The organism is Lysinibacillus sp. TE18511, from assembly GCF_054062295.1.
On record NZ_JBSSFD010000021.1, the window covers coordinates 50235 to 70000 of the forward strand.

Here is a 19766-nt window from a genome sequence, read left to right on the forward strand (position 1 = left end):
AAAAACGATAAAAAGACTGAAGACATCATCGAGTATGTCTTCAGTCTAAAGGAAATCGCATCAACGATTAATAGGCAATACGTTTTGCTTCGTAAGCAGCTATTTGTTCTTCGTATTTAAAGGTTAGGGCAATTTCATCCCAACCATTTAACAGTGTTTCTTTATAGTAAGGGTCGATGCTAAAATGATACACTACCCCATCTTCACACGTTACTGTTTGTGCCTCAAGATTGACTTCCACCATGTACGGTTTTTCTAAGCCCTTAGCTAATATTTCATCACACTCTGCTTCTGTTAGCTTAATTGGTAATATCCCATTTTTGAAACAGTTATTATGGAAAATATCTGCAAATGATGGTGCAATCACTACATTGTAGCCGTAATCTAAGATTGCCCACGGTGCATGTTCACGAGAAGAACCACAGCCGAAGTTATCTTGTGCTACTAAAATTTTGGAGTCTTTAAATTCAGGTTTATTTAACACAAAGTCCTTGATTTCATTACCATCTGCATCAAAACGCCAATGGTAAAATAAATACTGACCAAAACCTGTACGCTCAATACGCTTTAAAAACTCTTTCGAAATAATTTGGTCTGTATCGACATTTTTACGATCAAGTGGTGTTATCACACTATTTACGATATTAATTGGTTCCATTTTCAATCATCCTTTCCGTGTAAATCAACATCCATTACACAGTTTCCTTTACGAATTCACGAACATCCACAAAGTGACCAGCAATTGCTGCCGCTGCTGCCATTGGCGGTGATACTAAGTGTGTACGAGAACCAGCTCCTTGGCGGCCTTCAAAGTTACGGTTTGATGTTGATGCACAGCGTTCACCAGCTGGTACTACATCATCATTCATCGCCAGACACATGGAGCAACCTGTCTCACGCCATTCAAAGCCTGCATCTGAAAAGATTTTATCTAATCCTTCTGCTTCTGCTTGTTTTTTCGTCGAATGTGAACCTGGTACAACGATAGCTGTTACATTCTCATGCACCTTACGTCCTTTGATGATATTCGCTGCTGCACGTAAATCACTGATGCGTGAGTTTGTGCAAGATCCGATAAATACGTGTTGGATATCGATGGAAGTTAATGGTTGACCTTCCTCTAAGCCCATGTAGGCAAGTGCTTTACGAAGAGCGGCTTTATCTGACTCATCTTCATAATCTGCCTGTGTTGGAACATTACTTGAAACACCTGAACCCATTGACGGATTCGTTCCCCAAGTGATGATTGGTTCAATTTCTTCTGCTTGAATGATTCGAACTGTATCATATGTTGCGTCTTCATCGGATGCTAAACTTAACCAATAATCTGCTGCTTCCCCAAACTTTTCTCCTTGTGGTGCATGTTTACGTCCACGGATATAGTCAACAGTCGTTTGGTCAGGGGAAATTAGTCCTGCCTTTGCACCTGCCTCAATCGACATGTTACAAATTGTCATCCGTTCTTCCATAGAAAGCTTGTGGATAGCCTCTCCAGTGAATTCCACAATATGTCCTGTGCCGACACCGATACCGAATTTAGAAATAATCGCTAAAATAATATCTTTTGCAGCTACCCCTACAGAAAGCTCACCTTCTACACGAATTTCCATTGTTTTCGGCTTGTTTTGCCATAACGTTTGCGTTGACAATACATGTTCTACCTCGGAAGTACCAATACCGAAGGCAATCGCTCCAAAAGCACCGTGTGTAGAAGTATGGGAGTCACCACAGACAATCGTTTTACCAGGTTGAGTTAAACCTAGCTCTGGTCCAATTACGTGAACGATTCCTTGGTCAGGGTGCCCCATCCCTGCAAGCTCAACGCCAAATTCTTCAGCGTTTTTTGCTAACGTTTCAATTTGGTTACGTGCAATTGGATCATGAATCGTTGGTAGATTTTTTGTAGGTACGTTATGATCCATTGTTGCAAAGCTTAAATCTGGGCGACGTACTTGACGTCCGTTTAACCTTAGACCTTCAAAAGCTTGCGGAGAAGTTACTTCATGAATTAAATGGAGATCAATATATAACAGGTCCGGTTTGCCCTCTTCCTGATAAACAATATGCTTATCCCAAATCTTTTCAATTATATTTTTACCCATCATCTTCACCTATTTCCTAAATGTATGTTGTCATAATGCTTTCCGAAACAAAGCTAGTATCAATCTCATTCATTACTTTATCTGTCCATTCGTTTGTAGATAGTATACGATCCCCATCACGCGCAAGATCTGCAGTGAAATAGCCATCATCAAATACTGCACTGACAGCACGTTCAATTTCTGCTGCCTCTTCTTTTAAGCCAAATGAATATTGTAGCATCATGGCAACTGAAAGAATGGTTGCTGCTGGATTCGCTACACCTTGGCCAGCAATTTCTGGTGCGGAGCCATGTACTGGTTCATATAGACCAAAACTATCACCACGAATAGATGCAGATGGTAATACACCTAAAGAACCTGTAATGACCGATGCTTCATCACTTAAAATATCCCCAAACATATTTTCAGTAACTACCACATCATAGTGGCTAGGGTTTGTAATTAATTTCATCGCAACAGAGTCTACTAAATTGTGCTCCACCTGTACATCTGGATAATCTCTTTTCTTCGCTTCTACAACTTCGCGCCATAAACGACTTGTTTCAAGTACATTTGCTTTATCAACAGAGCATAATTTGCCTCCACGTAAACGTGCTAATTCAAAGGCATTTTCAACGATACGCTCAACTTCTGCAGTTGAGTAAACCGTTGTATCAATCGCGCCATTCTCAGTACGCATACGTGGTTCCCCGAAGTACACGCCGCCTGTTAGTTCACGTACAATCATTAAATCGACGTTTTCGGCTACTTCACGTTTTAATGGTGAAGCATCTAGTAAACTCGGGAACGCCTTTACTGGACGTAGATTTGCGAATAAGTCAAAGTGCTTACGAATACGTAATAATCCTTTTTCTGGACGTAATTCAGGTGGGTTATGATCCCATTTCGGCCCACCAACAGCTCCAAGTAAAATAGCGTCACTATTTTCACACATCTCGATTGTTTCATCTGGCAGTGGATTATTGTGTTGGTCGATGGCAGCGCCCCCGATTGTTGCATAACCTAAATGGAATGTATGGTTGAATCGCTTACCAATTACTTGTAATACACGAACAGCAGAAGCAACAACCTCTGGTCCTATTCCGTCACCAGGAAGTACTGTAATTTTTTTCTCCATCGTCAAAACACCTTTCTTTGTATAGCGTTGAATCCGCTATTTTAGTAAAGACTCTCACCTATATTTATAGATGAGAGTCATCAACTACGTCTTTGCGTAATTGGAATGCTTAAAATACACAACGGCCTAATTGCGTCTGGAATGTGAAGTACGCTAATACCATTCACTTCCATCTAAATCTGTGACATTTACCAGTTGCCTACTAATCAATTAACTCTCAGGCTGTGCACGAAGGCTTGCTTGAATTAAATGACGGTTAATAGCATTTAAATACGCTTTTACTGATGCGTCTAATACATCTGGCGCCCCAGTTGCTTGGCGATCTCAATTTTCTCTGCTGTGTTTAGGTTCATACCAGCAGATTGTTCGCCGTCGCGAAGTGTTGTATCGAAAAGATCAATTTTTCACACTTGTAGCTACTTCTCTCACAACTTTTTCCTTACCTTCGTTGATGAATGGCATCATAGCACGTAATTTTGCACCAACTTCTTCGATTTGATGATTTGCACCCGCTTCTTTGAATTTTGTATATTCTGGACGACCGTTTTCGTTTTCTTGAATCCAACGGCGAGCGAATGTACCATCTTGGATATCTGTTAATACATCTTTCATTCGAGCTTTTACAGAGTCATCGATGATACGTGGTCCCGCAACATAGTCACCCCACTCAGCTGTATCTGATACTGAGTAACGCATTGTTGCCATACCACCTTCAAACATTAGATCAACGATTAATTTTAATTCGTGAAGTGTTTCAAAGTATGCTAACTCTGGTTGGTAACCAGCTTCTACTAATGTTTCGAAACCTGCTTTTACTAATTGTGTAGCACCACCACAAAGTACTGCTTGCTCACCGAATAGATCAGTTTCCGTTTCTTCTTTGAACGTTGTTTCAAGTAAACCACCACGCGCAGCACCGATTCCTTTACCGTATGCAAGAGCTATATCTTTTGCTTGACCAGTTGCATCTTGGTGAATTGCGAATAAGCCTGGTACACCAGCACCTTCTTGGAACTGACGACGCACTAAGTGTCCTGGACCTTTCGGTGCAACTAAGAATACGTCAACATCTGCAGGTGGTGTAATTTGACCGAAGTGAATGTTGAAGCCATGTGCAAACATAAGTGCTTTACCTGCTTCAAGATGAGGGGCGATTTCAGCCTCATATACAGCTTTTTGACGCTCATCAGGAAGTAAAATTTGGATCACATCTGCTTCTTGTGCTGCTTCAGCAACAGTTTTTACATCTAATCCATCCGCTTTTGCTGCATCAAAAGATCCGCCTGGACGAACTCCTACTACTACATCGAATCCTGATTCTTTAAGGTTTAATGCATGTGCATGACCTTGTGAGCCATACCCGATGATTGCGATTTTTTTCCCTTTTAATACTTCCTCGTTGATGTTTTGATCATAGTACATTGTAGCCATAGTTTGTTTCCTCCTAGATTTGGGTTTATTTTTTTCAACTCTAGATGCACGGTACCAAAAAGTGCTATACATCTAAAGCGATCCATTTTATATGCCAACTATTTTAAAATAGAGAGCTGCGTATTTGAGATTTTTTGTGTTTCACGTACTGATGCAGTAGCTCCTGTACGCGTTAATTCTTTAATACCATAAGGTCGAATTAGTTCAATAAAGGCATCAATCTTATCTGGATGTCCTACTACTTGATATGTGACAACGTTTTTCGCTGTATCAATAATTAGTGGACGGAATGGTTCGACAATTGAATTCATTTCCAGTCGTAAGTTTGGTGGTGAAATTACTTTCACAAGTGCTAACTCGCGTAATACGATTGATTTATCTGTAATGTCATTGACCTTCAGCACATCAATTTGCTTTGATAATTGCTTCACTAGCTGTTCAATTTTACACTCATCCTCTACGTGTACAACAAAAGTCATTTTCGAGAAGTTTGGCTGTTCAGTATGACCAACTGTGATGGATTCAATATTGAATTGACGCTTCATAAGTAAACCTGTTACACGGTTTAACACACCGCTCTGGTTAATCACTGTTACTGTAATTACTCGTTTCACTTCTTTTTCACCCCAATCATTTCATGTAAGCCTTTGCCTGGTGCTACCATTGGATAAACACATTCCAACTGTTTCACACGACAATCAATTAACACTGGCTCATCAGAAAGTAGTGCTTCACGGAAAATACTTTCCGCCTCGTCGATTGTGTCAATTCGATAGCCTTTAATGCCATATGCATCAGCTAATTTAACAAAATCTGGTTGAATCGGCATTAGCGATGATGAATAACGCTCCTCATAGAACGTCTCTTGCCATTGGCGTACCATTCCAAGACAGCTATTATTTAAAATCACCACTTTTACTGGTAAGTTGAATTCTTGTAGCAGAGAAAGTTCTTGTGCAGTCATTTGGAATCCTGCATCCCCTACAATGGATACAACTTTTTTGTCTGGCTTCGCAAACTGGGCGCCAATTGCAGCTGGGAAACCGAAGCCCATCGTACCAAGTCCACCAGACGTTACCCATCCATGATCATTGTTTAAGCGATAATACTGTGCAGCCCACATTTGATGCTGCCCAACATCTGTAGTGACAATCGCGTCACCTTCTGTAATTTTATGCACAAGCTCTAATGCTTCCTGCGGTAAAACTTCTTTATCGCCCGGTTTCTTGCTATACCATAATGGATATTCGTTTGCATGATTATTTAAGAATGTTAGCCATTCTGTTGTATCCGGACCCTTGAAGTCTTTTTTCAATAATGCTTTTAATGCTTCTTTGGCATCTGCAACAATTGGAATATCGGTTGGAACATTTTTTCCAATTTCTGCCGGATCAATATCAATGTGTACGATCGTTGCATTCGGAGCAAATGTTGCTAAATCACCAGTTAAACGGTCATCAAAACGCGCACCGATATTCAACAATAAATCTGATTTTGTAATAGCTGTATTCGCTGTTACAGTTCCATGCATTCCAGCCATTCCGATGAATAATTCATGTTCTCCATGAATTGAACCAAGCCCTAATAAAGTGTTCGTTACTGGGATACGATATTTCTCAGCCAATGCTGTTAGTTCCTCACGTGCATCTGCAAAGAGTACACCAGCTCCAGCTAAAATTAGTGGATTTTTAGCCAATGAAATTGCTTGAATAGCCTTTTGAATTTGTAAATAGTTGGGTTTGTATGTTGGCTGATAACCCGGTAAATATATTTCTTCAGGTGCTTGAGGTGGATTCTCCACATCAAATAACATTTGGGAAACGTTTTTCGGGAAATCCACAACAACAGGGCCCTTTCGACCAGTGCTTGCAATATGGAAAGCTTCTTTTACAATACGTGGGATATCATTGACATCCTGCACCTGATAGTTGTGCTTTGTGATTGGTGTTGTAATTCCCATAATGTCTGCTTCTTGGAAAGCATCTGTACCAATTACGGACGTTGCTACTTGGCCTGTGAAAATAACTAATGGGATGGAATCAATCATCGCATCAGCAATACCAGTTACTAGGTTTGTTGCCCCCGGACCACTCGTTGCAATTACAACACCAGGTTTATTGGAAACACGTGCATATCCTTCCGCTGCATGGATTGCACCTTGTTCATGTCTAGTTAAAATATGGCGAACCGGATTTTTATACATTGCATCATAGATTGGTAGTACCGCTCCACCTGGGTAACCAAAAACAATTTCAACGCCTTGTTCATGCAATGCTTGCACTAATACGTCCGCACCATCTTTCGCTTGATAGGTTTGTTCAACTTTTGCTGTTGTTGCTAATTCTTCTTTTTCATTGATAGAAACATTCGCACTCATCAAATCTGCCTCCTTCTTATCATTCAATTTCACATTAGCGATGCGCATCATTGAAGTGTCACTAGCTGGATGTCTCCTTGAAAAGGGACTCTTGCTAACATCGTCAAAAATAATAAAAAGCCTTTTTCTCCACACGCAAAGAACTACCTTACGTAGGGATGAAAAAGACTTTCCATGGTACCACCCTTTTTTATAGCAAATAATTGCTACCTCGTGAATAAATGTAAGCATTTATGCACCCATACGAGAAAATTCCCATTCAATACCGTGTCATAAATCATTTATTCATTAATAACGAGCACTTCGATTATGCCCGGAGCTATCTAATGGCGAAAACGCGTTTAATAGCTCGCTCCGAGGGGATGTCAGATCTAGTTGTATCGCCGGCTTCCAGCACGACCGGCTCTCTGGTAAATACAAGGCTCTAGAACCTTTAACCTCATCAACGCTTTAACTTATTAAATTTTCATAACGCCACCTGTAGAAGCGTTTGTTACTAATTTTGAATATCTTGCTAGCCAACCGCGTTTAATTTTCGGTTCAAATACCGGTAGTTTTGCACGACGTTCAGCTAATACTTCATCTGAAACTTCTAAATTGATTGTTCGATTTGGTAGATCAATTGTGATCGTATCACCATTTTCTACTAAAGCGATTGGACCGCCTTCTGCTGCTTCTGGTGAAATATGACCGATTGAAATACCGCGAGATGCACCTGAGAAACGACCGTCAGTAATTAATGCAACTTTTGTTCCGAGACCACGCCCTTGAATTGCAGAAGTTGGTGCAAGCATTTCTGGCATCCCTGGGCCACCTTTAGGTCCTTCGTAGCGAATGACGACTACATGACCCTCTTTAACTGTCCCATTATCGATATTTTCCTGTGCTGCTTCCTGCGAATCAAAGACAATTGCTTCGCCTCTGAATACTTTAATAGAAGGGTCTACAGCTCCTACTTTAATAACAGATCCTTGCGGAGCGATATTGCCAAATAACACCGATAAACCACCAACCGGGCTATAAGGATTGTCTTTCGTACGAATAACTTGATCATTTATAATTTGATAATCCTTTACAAGCTCAGCCATTGTCACTCCTGCAACTGTTGGACGATCAGGATGAATAGCACCTGGAATAGATGTCAATTCATTAATGATGGCACTAACGCCACCTGCTTTATTAATATCATCCATTGAAATATCTGAAGCAGGCATAATTTTTGCTAGATATGGAACACGCTCTGCAACTTTATTAATATCTTCAATGTTATAATCGATTTCAGCTTCATTGGCGATTGCTAATGTATGGAGGACTGTGTTTGTCGAACCACCCATCGCCATATCGAGTGCAAATGCATCATCAATTGCTTCTTTTGTAATAATGTCACGTGGCTTGATGTCCTCTTTAATCATACGGACTAATTGTTTAGCAGCTTCTTTAATAAGCTGATGACGTTCTTCAGAAGTAGCTACGATTGTGCCATTACCTGGTAATGCTACTCCTAGCATCTCCATTAAGCAGTTCATAGAGTTTGCTGTAAACATTCCTGAACATGAACCACATGTAGGGCATGCATTGTTTTCAATATCTAACAGCTCTTCAGCTGACATTTTTCCTGATTTAAGAGCCCCTACACCTTCAAAAACCGAAGTTAATGAAAGTTGCTTGCCTGTAGCAGAAGTACCAGCCTCCATTGGACCACCAGAAACGAAGATTGATGGTACGTTAGTACGAACTGCTGCCATTAACATTCCAGGTGTAATCTTGTCACAGTTTGGGATATAGAATACACCATCAAACCAGTGTGCATTAATAACTGTCTCTGCAGAGTCTGCGATAATTTCACGACTTGGTAATGAATAACGCATACCTATATGACCCATTGCTATACCATCATCTACACCGATTGTATTAAATTCGAATGGAATACCACCCGCTTCAATAATGGCCTCTTTGACAACATCAGCAAATGTCCGTAAATGAACGTGACCTGGAATAATGTCGATATAAGAATTACAAACCCCAATAAATGGCTTGCCTAAATCTTTTGCTTTTACTTTGCCTGTTGCATATAAAAGACTTCGATGTGGCGCACGATCTACGCCTACTTTAATCATGTCACTTCTCATTTTAAACGCCCCTCATTTATTGCTATGTTCGTTGCTTTATACAAAATGTTCTGTCTATTTTGTATTTGTGTATATGTTAATTGCCTTAAAGACAACTAACTGCTGTAACGAACGTGTTAAATTGTTGTAATCATAGTACGAAAAAAAGGTCTCGTCAACACTATTTTTCGAATTATTTAAACAATTCAAACAATCCGATAAATTTTGAAATCGTTTTCATGCTGACTAAGCATCACTTTTATCTCGATTTGATAAATATTTTGACATTTCGTTCAAATTTAAATTTTTTCAATAATCTTTTAAATTCTTCGAAAGCAATTGGTTAGCTAGATCATAAGATTACACTTACAATGTGAATAATTTTCTTAAGTAGCCTGTAAAAAACACATGATCAGGATCATATTGACTGCGAATTTCTAAAAATTTTTCGATATCTGGATATAACTCATACACGTATTTAGCCGTTAAATGATTTTGTTTGCCCCAATGTGGTCGTCCTTTATATTTTTTCATCATCGTATGGACCCATTCAAAATAAGGCTCTTCCGGCAGTCCTTTATACATGTGAAAGGCAATAAATGCTGATTCTTGTCCTTGGGTAGGACTTAAATAACCTGCTTCTCCTGCCGTTGTCCGACATTCTAACGGAAAATGTACATTAAAAACTCCTTTTTTAAAGGTTGCGTGTATCTCTTCCATGCACGCCTCAAATTGCGCTAATGGAATAGCATATTCACTTTCTTGGAATTTTACGCTACGTGGAGACGGATAAATTTCATAACTGATCCCGGTTTTCTCACCTTCAACAACATTGGCTGCCGCTAATTTACTCATTGCGCCACTTAATGAAGGCCTCCATTTACAAAGCTCTGAAATAGCATAAAAAGCACCGTTTTCTACTATCTGAAGTTTCAATGTTTCCATTCTCTTACTCCAATCACTCTGATAAACAGGTGCTACAGCATTCATGCGCTTCACTTGAATGGTTTCACTACCAGGGAAATAAAACCACTCAACATGTCGATGTTGTCGAATATCTTCAGAAAATATTGTCAGTCCATTTGCTAAAGTATCTCTGGTGCCCACATAATGTAAGCTGTATAGCGGCATCACCCTAATCGTTACTTGCACAAGCACACCAAGCATGCCAAGTGAAACATGTAAAGCTTCCGATAAATCATCCATTCCTCTAGTATGCTCTCTATAAGTACCTGTACCATCTACAAAACCCCATTTTGTTACAGTTGAGGATAACGAACCTAGTGTTACACCTGTTCCATGGGTACCTGTTGACACCGCTCCAGCAATCGTTTGCTCCTGAATATCCCCCATATTTATAAGAGCAAAGCCAAACTGCGCAAGTAATGGTCCTATTTCATATAAATACGTGCCAGCCCAAAGTGTCGCTTCTTGCTTCTCCTTATTCACAGCTATGAGCCCACGCATATTATGTAAAGAAAGTGCTATATGCTCAGGCATTGCAACAGCGCTAAAGGAATGAGCTGCACCTGTTACACGAATCGTTTTTCCTGATTCACGTGCATGCTTCACGATTTTTGTAACTTCTTCAGTGGATTGAGGTAAGTACATCTCGGACGGATATGAGATGACATTATTAGCCCAGTTCGTCCACTTCTCTCCATTTTTCCACTTATCTATAGAAAACATTGTCCATCCCCCCTATAGGTTGTATAAGTTCCTATATACTTGTCCCCTCTAATTCCATGTAACACTTGAAATCTTTCACACAATTCACCAGCCTTCGCATGTCGAAAATACAGCGTGTCGCCCACAGTAACTTTTTTACGATTAACTTTCACGGGTGTCTGAACTTCTCCTACTCCTTCTAAACTGAGATACGAAAAAAAGGTTGGTTCATAGAATACAGGTAATCGATCAGTACTGATTGCACCCGACGCTGTATAACCTCCACCATGACAAACAACAATATTTTTTTCTGGTTTTCTTGTTACCCTTAAAGCAAATCCAGCTGCTTTTTCAAGCTGTAAATGCGTAAATTGGTCAAATAAAGCTGGTGCATAAAACGCGGAACCCACCGTAATTTCTGTTACCTCCTTCTGTTGTGCCGTGTAGGCCATACTTCCTGAGCCACCACCATTTACAAAACGTAAGTTTGGAAAATACGCTTTTACATGAGCAATTGCTAATCTACGAAACTGGGTAACTTGCTTTTTTGCTTGCAATTGCATGACTTCTATAATTCTTCCTTTAACTGTATTTGCCGGACGATTACCGACTCCTGCAATTTGAGCCTCGTAGCCCATCGCACCCACTACTTCAATAAATGGTTGATTTTTAATATATTCGAGAAATGGTGTTAGTAGCTCAAGTGAATGAAGTGAAGAGCGTTTTGTACCAAAATAAAGGAGCTTAAAATCATTGGATACATTAATATCAATGCATACACGCGTACGAACGCCAAGCTCTTGCCCTAGCTCAGCCAAAAATTCGACATGTTCCTGCTTATCCACCATAAAAGTGACAGTTTTCCCCTCTTTTACAAAGTGCAATAACTGACGAACAGCAGCTTCTTCCATCACTGGGTATCCTAGTAGTAAATCATCTAAATGCTGTTGAAGTAGAAATATTGTTTCTGCCGCAGTAAACGTCATAAATCCCGTCACATTTGGGAGATTTTTTTGTAAATAGCGTAATATTTCTACAGAACGAACTGATTTCGTAGCAAGGCGAATATTTTTCTCCCCACAAGCGTTGTGTACAGTTGTAATGTTGTTATCTAGTGCATCAAAGTCCAACCAAGCAAATGGACGCTCTAGTTCACAGAACACGCAATCAAATCTAGTTGTCATCCTATCACTCCTCTTTTTGTACTATATATCTGATATTCGTTAGAGACATTCCTTTTATTAGGTGCTATTTAGTGTCCTCTATGCAAATTCTGGTTCATTATCATAACGTTTGGTTTATTTCCGTTCCGACTGGGGCCTCCAACCTACACTCCAATTAACTTATATACAAGGTATATGTCTTAACAAATGTCATCCATAATTTTGGGTGATGAGCACAAATTCTCTCAAGACAATAAAAAACAACCGTGGACATAATCTAATTTGTCTTCACGGTTGTTTTAGAATTGGACAAGCATTTAACTCACCTTTCTATTTTATTTAAGAGATTACGAGGCTAATAAAAAATCTGCTGCTATATTTAACATCACTAACAAATGTAAGCCTGCAATAAGAAATCCTTGTCGATTTAAACGTTTCATAGCTGTCATATTCATATAAAACACTCTCCTTTTTTCACATTATACTCTCAGAAAAAACAATTTTCAAACTATTCTTAATATTAAAATAGAATCATTTTTCTGACAAACAGGCCCAAATATGGCATAAAAAAGTGAAATTATACCTATTAGGAGAGTGAAAAAGTTGAAAAAGGCTCTATTAGTTGTTGATTATACGTATGATTTTGTAGCTACTGATGGAAAACTAACATGTAGTGAGCCCGGTCAAGCATTAGATCCATTTCGCCTTGGCGTAATTGCCGCTGTCGCTACAGAAAACATTTGCGGCTGACGCTTCTTTCGCGCAGATAAACAATGCGGCCGGATTTTGAATTGTGCCCAGGTCCGCACGAGGGCCAACACGATGTCGGTCAATTTCGGTAATGCCACAGGATGTTACGCTCTTAGACTTGGTTCCTCCATTTCAGTAAGTGTTTGGACACCACTGAAAAGGAACCACATTCGCATTCATCTCACACCTTTAGAGGCGGGAGTTTTAAGCTGAATGAAGATAAAACTTATCGATTTTATTAAATGAAAGAGGTATCAAAGAAATTCATTTAGTTGGCGTTTGTACTAATATTTGTATTTTACATACAGCAGTTGATGTTTATAATTTGGGCATTTCAACGGTTGTTTATGCAGATGATGTTGCAAGTTTTGATGCTGCAGGTCATGAATGGGCATTACGTCATTTTGAGCATACGTTAGGCGCAACAGTTGTTAAGTCATAAAAACCATTTCGCGAAATTGTAATGATTACCAAAGAAGCTAGCCGCGTTTAATCTGTTCCTTTCAGGGCATAACTAAGCAATCGCCATTATATCTTAATTTTAAGGAGATGAAAAAAATGATTAGCTTCATTTGGTATTTAATCATTGGCGGGCTTTTAGGTTGGTTAGCAGGCGTCATTATAGGTAAAGATGTACCTGGCGGCATCGTTGGAAATATTGTTGCAGGGATTGTCGGTTCTTGGATCGGTAGTATGGTTCTTGGGAACTGGGGTTGGCAAGTTAGTGATTTTTACGTATTCCCAGCATTAATTGGTGCTATCGTGCTGATTTTCATTGTAAGCATTATTTTAAAAAGTATGCACAAAGCAACCTAAATATGAATAAAGAGCCATCTTTTTTGATGGCTCTTTATTTGTTTTTGACAAACCTGGTTCAAGGAAATGATGAGAATAATTAACTCGCTTTCTTATGGGTGTCGAGTCCTGAAATGGAACGTAAACCTACTTATGTATCTTTTTGATGGCACTTTACTTTTTTTTATTTAAAACGACTGCTTCCTTTAGCTCATCATGATAATCATTATATAAATTGAAATAATATAACACATTTTCAACATATTCATCACTGTGATTGTACTGAAAAACGGCTTGCTTCACATCACCATCTGCCGCACCATTTTTCGCTAAATAATTCGCTGCACTAAATATAGCGTCCTCAATATCATAAGGATCCGCAACGCCATCCCCGTTAGCATCTACACCAAAACCACCATATTTTTTTATCGTTACTGGATTCATTAATTCAGCTTTCGGTATATCTCCTTTTCCGAGTCCAGAGCATGAAGGATGTTGCCAGCCAACAAATGTACAGGGCATAAATTGTAAATGACCTTCTGCCCCGGCTGGTGAAACAAGTGACTTCATCGTGGAAAAGCGTGTTTCAATTCGATGATGGGCGGCAAGTAAAGTCCATGGTACACCGTATTTCTCTTCCGCCTCTACATAAATGGGAATATACTGCTCAGGAATTTCCATATCGAAATTTTGTTGAATTTCTTCTATTGCCTTTTGTTGCGCTAAATCTTCAAATATCGGTAATGTTTGTAGCTCCTTCCATGCAAAAAAAGCGAATACATAAACAGTTATCGCTATTGGTATTAATAATGCTATCATTCCCAATTGGGCGGAAGACGATAGCATCGGTTTTTTCTTCTTTTTTTTCGCCATATGTCACACCTAATCTTGTATTCTATCAGGCGTGTTGATTAACCATTTTTATACATTCGAATAGGCTGATTTCCGCTACGGGCTACTCGCTTTTCTTCGAGCGAGCGCCGAGCCGCTTCCTCCGCTAAAGGAACGAAGGCTAAGAGCGTCACGTCCTGTGACAATGCCCTCGTGACCAACATCGTGTTGGCCCCAGGGTCTCGTCTGTCTCTCTTTTACGCGGGAAGCTTTGCTCTACGACGTAAGCGAAGCGGCAGGAGCACTCGAGTAGCCCTACGCTACAATCAGTTAAAATGGGTATATATTTACAAAACAGCAACAAAAAAATCTTTTATATCGCTCAATAATAAATCTATTTTTCCTAATCAACACAACTGATAATCTATTTCTATATTACCAAAATTTCCGTTTTATGTAGTAGATTTTTCAGTATATGTTTACCACTTTAATAATAGTTGAAAAGAAAGGGAAAAATATAGTAAAATATAGTTTGATTATTTTATAAGGATAAAAATAGGAGGAATTTATTTTGTGGAAAGACTTTAAAGAATTTGCTATGAAAGGCAATATTGTCGATCTAGCAGTGGCAGTTGTAATTGGTGGTGCTTTCGGTAAAATTGTTACCTCCTTAGTTGAAAATATCATTATGCCGTTAGTCGGTGTTTTAACTGGTGGTATTGATTTAACAAAAAGCTTTGTTTATGGTTCAGGCGAAGCGAAAATTCAATTAGGTGTATTTTTACAGTCAATCATTGACTTTTTAATAATTGCCTTTGCTATCTTCATGGCATTACGAATTATGACAAAGTTAACTCGTAAAAAAGAAGAGGTTGTTGTAGAGGAACCAGCACCAGAATTGGATGCTAAAGAAGAGCTTCTAAAAGAAATTCGAGATTTATTAAAAAAAGAGCAAGCTTAAATTATATTTAAATAAGAATCTGTTTTTTTCCTTGGATAAACCGAGGAAATAGGCAGATTCTTTTTGTTTAAGATATATATCCCTTTAAGGACGCAAATTCCATGGTTTAAACACGCTTGCTGTATCTACAAATGTGTAGTGTTTATATAAAAATATTAACACTACACACTTGTATCGCAAACCTAATTCTTCAAAAATATTCCTACTTCATCAAGAATTGAATGAAGTATAGCTTTAGAGATAGCAGATTCAGCCAAATCTAATTTTTCTTGATTAGTAATATTCAATTTGTTTTTTCATACAAAACTATTTGGTATTTAGTACGGATCATTCATAAATATCACGCTCCCTAATAATGAATCAAAAAGCTCTGAAATTAATCATTCAGAGCTTTAGGAGATTCTTTGTATTTATCAATCAACATCTGTGTTACTTCCTCAATTTCCAATTCACCGTCAATATGTCTCTGAAATAATTCCTGATCTTCAGGCGCTACATTTTATTTGAAAAAGGCGTAACATGCGCTACATAATCCTTACCGTATTTTTCAACCAATAAATCAAAGTTTGGATGCAAAGGTTTAAACGTGTCATTATCTATAGTAATTACATTATTATTTAATTTATCTTTAATAATTGCATGCAAAGTCGTTTTCCCTGCTCCAGCTCGATCACCTAAAAGGAAAGCAACAGGCTTTTTTGTGACGTCTTATTTTCACTTAACTTATCTATTGCAAACTTTAAAGTCTCTTTAAATTCATCTTCAGAAAAATATGATAAGCCCATTTTATCCACCTGGATTTCCCCTTTTAATTTCTTTAATGTAACTGTTCATATTTTTCCAATAGCCCTCTAAAGCTTCTAATTCTTCAAATGACATTTTAAAGAGATCTAGATTCAGCATTTTAACAAACTGATCTAACAAGGCAACATAAAAATTATTTTTATCATTTTTATCGATACCACTTTTGATAATAAAATTCACTAAACGAGCATGGACACCATTAGAAAATTCATTTAACAGCTCGATTTTAAAAGTATGTACATAATTTAAAGGTTTTTCCATTTTTAACACCCCTTTTCATTTTAAAGAAACTACAACCAGGTATCAATTATTCATATGGTCTATATTTCTTCCGAAGTAATTCGAGTCATCCTTTTTCTCCAGTAGCATGCTTTTTAAGAACATTTTAGGCTGTTCTTTAGCAACTATTTTTTCCATCTTTCACCAATTACCCTAGCCTGGCCGTTGATATTTCTAATATCGACGCTGCTTCAGCTCCAGACAATAATTCTTCATTTAAAAATCTTGCATGATTGCTTTGCTATCATACAATCGGCTTGCGAAGGTTCGATGCCTGAGACAAGCCGATTTAATCAAATGCCGCCTTTGTAGCTTTGCAAAAAAGATTGATCGTTTATAATAAAGATTAACAATTTTTAATAAAAGTAGAAAAAGGAGGATTGTTTTGAATAGAAAAACAAGTTTTATTTTAGGTTCTGTGTTCATATTAACAAGCGGTATAATTTTTACAATTGAACGGTTAGTTGCATATATTTATTGGTTTGCTCAAACGAATACGGGTTCATATGATACTGTACCAGTAACCCCTTCCTTCTATAATTCAGATAATTTATTTACTATTATCTTTTTTGTAATTGGAATCGTATTTTTATTCTTCGGTATCAAAAAAGAAGATTTATGATTGCTCTAACATCTGTCTTATGTAAAAACGTTGAGCTGTCAAGTAGCTCTTTTCTTATTCAACTCCCATGAAAGAAACGTAATAATCTTTCATTCTCTGTGATGTAGCGCTGTTTTTGCGCTACATGGATGGCTAACGGGGCAGTTTAGTTGAATAAAGAGCATAAAATTAACCACACTTTTATAAAAAATAGTCGATTAAATAAGAGCGTATTTTGAACAAAGTTTTTTCAAAATACGCTCTTTATATTTGTATTTATAACAAAATTAAAACGTCTATTTGTAGCTTTGTAAAAAAGATTGATCGTTTATAATAAAGATTGATAATTTGTAATAAAGTTTGATAAAAATCATCTCTTTAGTTATCCTTTGAGATGATTTTTTATTGGACATTTATGTTAAAATTGATGTTTATCTTGTGAAGAATTTCTTCCAATCCTTCCACCGTATGGTCCACTTTATCCAACGAACTTAACAATTGACCAAATGATTGCTATTCAACGCTCTCATAAAATTGGCGTCAAGAATATTAAACAAATGGAAATTACCGGAGAAGGGAGAATAATTGGGTGTTTGTGGTATTATATAGTGAGCGAAGAATCAAGAATAAAATTTTCCAACGAGCTTCGCAAACAATTGAAATTACCAATAGAGAGCCCTGCCAACAAAATGCTACAGACCCAATTACTGTAAGGTACTTTTTGGAAGGATTAAATCAGTTCCTACTTTTATAGAATAGGCTGATATGGTGTTTACTTAGGTTATAGTAACAGCTAGGTTTTAATAGCTGAGAATTAAAAGGAGAGATTTCATTATTATGTTTAAAAATTTTTTTGGAAAGTGCTTAGTAACTTTTTTTGTTTTACTTTTACTTTTCCCTGTTTTTACAAATCAAAAGGCTACAGCTAATTCACTACCTCAAAATGAAATGCGTGCAGCCTGGATTGCAACAGTATCTAATATTGATATGAAGGCAGGTATGAATAAAACCCAATATACTCAATGGGTTCAAAGTACCTTAGACAAATTAAAAGCTGATAACTTTAATACAGTTATTTTTCAAGTTAAGCCATTAAATGATGCACTGTACCCGTCTAAGCTTGCTCCATGGTCATCGTATATAACAGGCAATACACAAGGGACCAATCCGGGTTTTGATCCATTGCAAATAATGCTGGACGAAGCGCATAAGCGAGGATTAGAACTTCATGCTTGGGTAAACCCATATAGGGTCACTATGCCTTCGCAATCTTTGTCTAATCTTGCTGCCGATAATGTAGCCCGTAAAAATCCTAATTGGGTAGTGAAATACGGTAAACAATACTATTTAGATCCTGGTTTGCCGGAAGTTCAAAATTACTTATTATCAACCATAGAAGAATTAGTAAGCAACTATGATATCGACGCTGTACATATGGATGATTACTTCTATCCTTATAAAATAAAAGGAGAGACTTTTCAAGATCAACAAACTTTTAAAAAGTATGGTGGCTCATTCAATAATATTGAAGACTGGCGCAGAAATAATGTTAATCAATTAGTAAAAAAGGTTTATACAAACATTAAGGCAATTAAACCTCATGTTCAATATGGAATATCTCCGTTTGGAATCTGGCGAAACAAAGGGCAAGATTCTACTGGTAGTAACACGAATGGAATGAGTAACTACGATGATCTTTATGCTGATACAAGACAGTGGATTAAAGATGGAAGTATCGATTATATTGCTCCTCAAATCTATTGGTCCAGAAATCATAAAGCAGCAAATTACTCTGTTTTATTAGATTGGTGGGGAAAAGAAGTTCAAACGTACGCAAAAGTCCATCCTGTTAATCTATATATTGGCATGGCCAATCATAAAGTTGGAAATGATTCTGATACTGCATGGAATAATAAGACGGAACTTATCAGCCAAGTAATCGCCAACAGAGCAAATAAAAATGCTCAAGGACAAATGCATTTTTCTCTAAGAAGTATTAACAATAACGCTCTTGGATATGCTTCTTATCTAAATCAGCAACTATACAATTATAAAGCTTTAACACCTACAATTTATTGGAAAGACTCTGCAATACCTTTATGTCCAACTGATGTTAAATTGAGTAAAGAGTCTTTCGGCACGAAGCTTACTATTACAGATGAAAATAGTACTCAACCAAGGAAATATGTAATATACCGATTTGATGGAACAAAAGAAGGATCATATGAAGACGTTAAAAATATAGTAGACGTGGTTTATAACACACAAGGTAATACTATTTATGTAGATACTATTGCAAAAAATAATAAAGTATACACATATGGTATAAAGTCTATATCTGCTACAGGTGTGGAAAGTAAAACTGCTTTTGTTCTAAAAGACGGAAATCCTTACCAGTAGCAATAGAGCCAACACCTGAAGGGCCAGAGCAACCAGAAAAACCTGTAGATCCAAAGCCTATTGGTAGAAAATAATCGATTTTTTTATAAAAACCAATCTTAAATTTGAGGGATAAGAATCCATTTTGATCAATCTTTTTTCAAAATGGATTCTTTTTATTTATCGTAAAATGCTGACCTGTGAAGAATTTTTGATCAAACTTTATTTTAAAACAACACTATTTGAACGATTGGGTGCAAAAAAGCACTTAAAATATGTGCAATTTATCTCTAAATTTTACGCTTCATGGATGGCTAACGGGTGCTTTACTTGGTGCGACACGTTCCTGGCTCAAATGAGTTGTGGTTAACACAATCTCGGTAAAGGTCAGGCAATTTAT

At 37.6% G+C, this 19766-nt stretch carries 18 protein-coding genes and 2 pseudogenes; 6 read left to right on the plus strand and 14 right to left on the minus strand.

Features of this window, described 5'->3' with window-relative positions; all coding sequences use genetic code 11:
* Positions 1–67: 67 nt before the first annotated feature.
* The 10 genes and pseudogenes from leuD to ACVWXS_RS15635 all read right to left on the minus strand — a co-directional run bounded on the left by leuD (position 68) and on the right by ACVWXS_RS15635 (position 11987).
* Positions 68–658, minus strand: a complete 591-nt coding sequence (gene leuD / locus ACVWXS_RS15590) for a 3-isopropylmalate dehydratase small subunit (protein ID WP_427520550.1) — start codon at positions 656–658, stop codon at positions 68–70.
* Positions 659–692: 34 nt separating this feature from the next.
* Positions 693–2102, minus strand: a complete 1410-nt coding sequence (leuC, locus tag ACVWXS_RS15595; RefSeq protein ID WP_456958932.1) for a 3-isopropylmalate dehydratase large subunit — start codon at positions 2100–2102, stop codon at positions 693–695.
* Between the two features lie 16 nt (positions 2103–2118).
* On the minus strand, positions 2119–3219 hold the full coding sequence (leuB, locus tag ACVWXS_RS15600) for a 3-isopropylmalate dehydrogenase (RefSeq protein WP_374966297.1): 1101 nt from the start codon (positions 3217–3219) through the stop codon (positions 2119–2121).
* Positions 3220–3521: 302 nt separating this feature from the next.
* Positions 3522–3620 (minus strand): annotated as a pseudogene (locus ACVWXS_RS15605) (hypothetical protein); the annotation flags it as partial.
* Positions 3616–4650: a ketol-acid reductoisomerase gene (gene ilvC, locus ACVWXS_RS15610; RefSeq protein ID WP_368636778.1), complete on the minus strand. Its 1035-nt coding sequence runs from the start codon at positions 4648–4650 to the stop codon at positions 3616–3618. The gene ilvC and the pseudogene ACVWXS_RS15605, both read right to left, overlap by 5 nt.
* A 98-nt stretch (positions 4651–4748) precedes the next feature.
* Positions 4749–5264, minus strand: a complete 516-nt coding sequence (ilvN, locus tag ACVWXS_RS15615) for an acetolactate synthase small subunit (RefSeq protein WP_456958933.1) — start codon at positions 5262–5264, stop codon at positions 4749–4751.
* Positions 5261–7027, minus strand: coding sequence for a biosynthetic-type acetolactate synthase large subunit (gene ilvB / locus ACVWXS_RS15620; protein WP_456958934.1), 1767 nt, complete (start codon positions 7025–7027; stop codon positions 5261–5263). Before ilvB ends, ilvN begins: the two co-directional genes overlap by 4 nt.
* A gap of 458 nt (positions 7028–7485) precedes the next feature.
* The gene (ilvD, locus tag ACVWXS_RS15625) at positions 7486–9156 is read right to left on the minus strand and encodes a dihydroxy-acid dehydratase (RefSeq protein ID WP_427421624.1); all 1671 of its coding nucleotides are present in this window, start codon (positions 9154–9156) and stop codon (positions 7486–7488) included.
* A gap of 345 nt (positions 9157–9501) precedes the next feature.
* Positions 9502–10824, minus strand: coding sequence for a D-arabinono-1,4-lactone oxidase (locus ACVWXS_RS15630; protein WP_456958935.1), 1323 nt, complete (start codon positions 10822–10824; stop codon positions 9502–9504).
* A complete protein-coding gene (locus ACVWXS_RS15635; protein ID WP_456958936.1) occupies positions 10812–11987 on the minus strand; it encodes an amino acid deaminase/aldolase in 1176 nt (391 codons plus the stop codon). Before ACVWXS_RS15635 ends, ACVWXS_RS15630 begins: the two co-directional genes overlap by 13 nt.
* Positions 11988–12569: 582 nt before the next feature.
* On the opposite strand from ACVWXS_RS15635, the gene ACVWXS_RS15640 reads away from it, so the two are divergent.
* From ACVWXS_RS15640 to ACVWXS_RS15650, 3 genes and pseudogenes are all read left to right on the plus strand, one after another.
* Complete coding sequence (locus ACVWXS_RS15640) at positions 12570–12716, plus strand: hypothetical protein (RefSeq protein ID WP_456958937.1); 147 nt, start codon at positions 12570–12572, stop codon at positions 12714–12716.
* A 235-nt stretch (positions 12717–12951) separates the two neighbouring features.
* Positions 12952–13158 (plus strand): annotated as a pseudogene (locus tag ACVWXS_RS15645) (isochorismatase family protein); the annotation flags it as partial.
* A gap of 116 nt (positions 13159–13274) precedes the next feature.
* Positions 13275–13532 (plus strand): GlsB/YeaQ/YmgE family stress response membrane protein, encoded by a 258-nt coding sequence (locus ACVWXS_RS15650; RefSeq protein WP_068984652.1) that lies wholly within the window; start codon positions 13275–13277, stop codon positions 13530–13532.
* Between the two features lie 153 nt (positions 13533–13685).
* Here the strand turns inward: ACVWXS_RS15650 and ACVWXS_RS15655 are convergent, their stop codons facing one another.
* Together ACVWXS_RS15655 and ACVWXS_RS15660 are read right to left on the minus strand one after the other, a co-directional pair.
* Positions 13686–14384: a lytic transglycosylase domain-containing protein gene (locus ACVWXS_RS15655; RefSeq protein WP_456958939.1), complete on the minus strand. Its 699-nt coding sequence runs from the start codon at positions 14382–14384 to the stop codon at positions 13686–13688.
* A 38-nt stretch (positions 14385–14422) separates the two neighbouring features.
* Positions 14423–14566, minus strand: a complete 144-nt coding sequence (locus ACVWXS_RS15660; protein WP_456958940.1) for a hypothetical protein — start codon at positions 14564–14566, stop codon at positions 14423–14425.
* A gap of 347 nt (positions 14567–14913) precedes the next feature.
* Between ACVWXS_RS15660 and mscL the strand changes: the two genes are divergently transcribed.
* Complete coding sequence (mscL, locus tag ACVWXS_RS15665; protein WP_068984654.1) at positions 14914–15303, plus strand: large conductance mechanosensitive channel protein MscL; 390 nt, start codon at positions 14914–14916, stop codon at positions 15301–15303.
* 492 nt (positions 15304–15795) lie between these two features.
* Here mscL and ACVWXS_RS15670 read toward each other — a convergent pair whose 3' ends face one another.
* Both ACVWXS_RS15670 and ACVWXS_RS15675 read right to left on the minus strand, forming a co-directional pair.
* Complete coding sequence (locus tag ACVWXS_RS15670) at positions 15796–15948, minus strand: zeta toxin family protein (RefSeq protein ID WP_456958942.1); 153 nt, start codon at positions 15946–15948, stop codon at positions 15796–15798.
* Between the two features lie 141 nt (positions 15949–16089).
* Positions 16090–16368 (minus strand): hypothetical protein, encoded by a 279-nt coding sequence (locus ACVWXS_RS15675; RefSeq protein ID WP_456958943.1) that lies wholly within the window; start codon positions 16366–16368, stop codon positions 16090–16092.
* Between the two features lie 403 nt (positions 16369–16771).
* On the opposite strand from ACVWXS_RS15675, the gene ACVWXS_RS15680 reads away from it, so the two are divergent.
* Together ACVWXS_RS15680 and ACVWXS_RS15685 are read left to right on the plus strand one after the other, a co-directional pair.
* Positions 16772–17008 carry a hypothetical protein gene (locus ACVWXS_RS15680; RefSeq protein WP_402986440.1) on the plus strand — a complete coding sequence of 79 codons (237 nt, stop codon included), beginning with the start codon at positions 16772–16774 and terminating at the stop codon, positions 17006–17008.
* Between the two features lie 816 nt (positions 17009–17824).
* Complete coding sequence (locus tag ACVWXS_RS15685) at positions 17825–19387, plus strand: glycoside hydrolase family 10 protein (protein WP_456958945.1); 1563 nt, start codon at positions 17825–17827, stop codon at positions 19385–19387.
* Positions 19388–19766 lie beyond the last annotated feature (379 nt).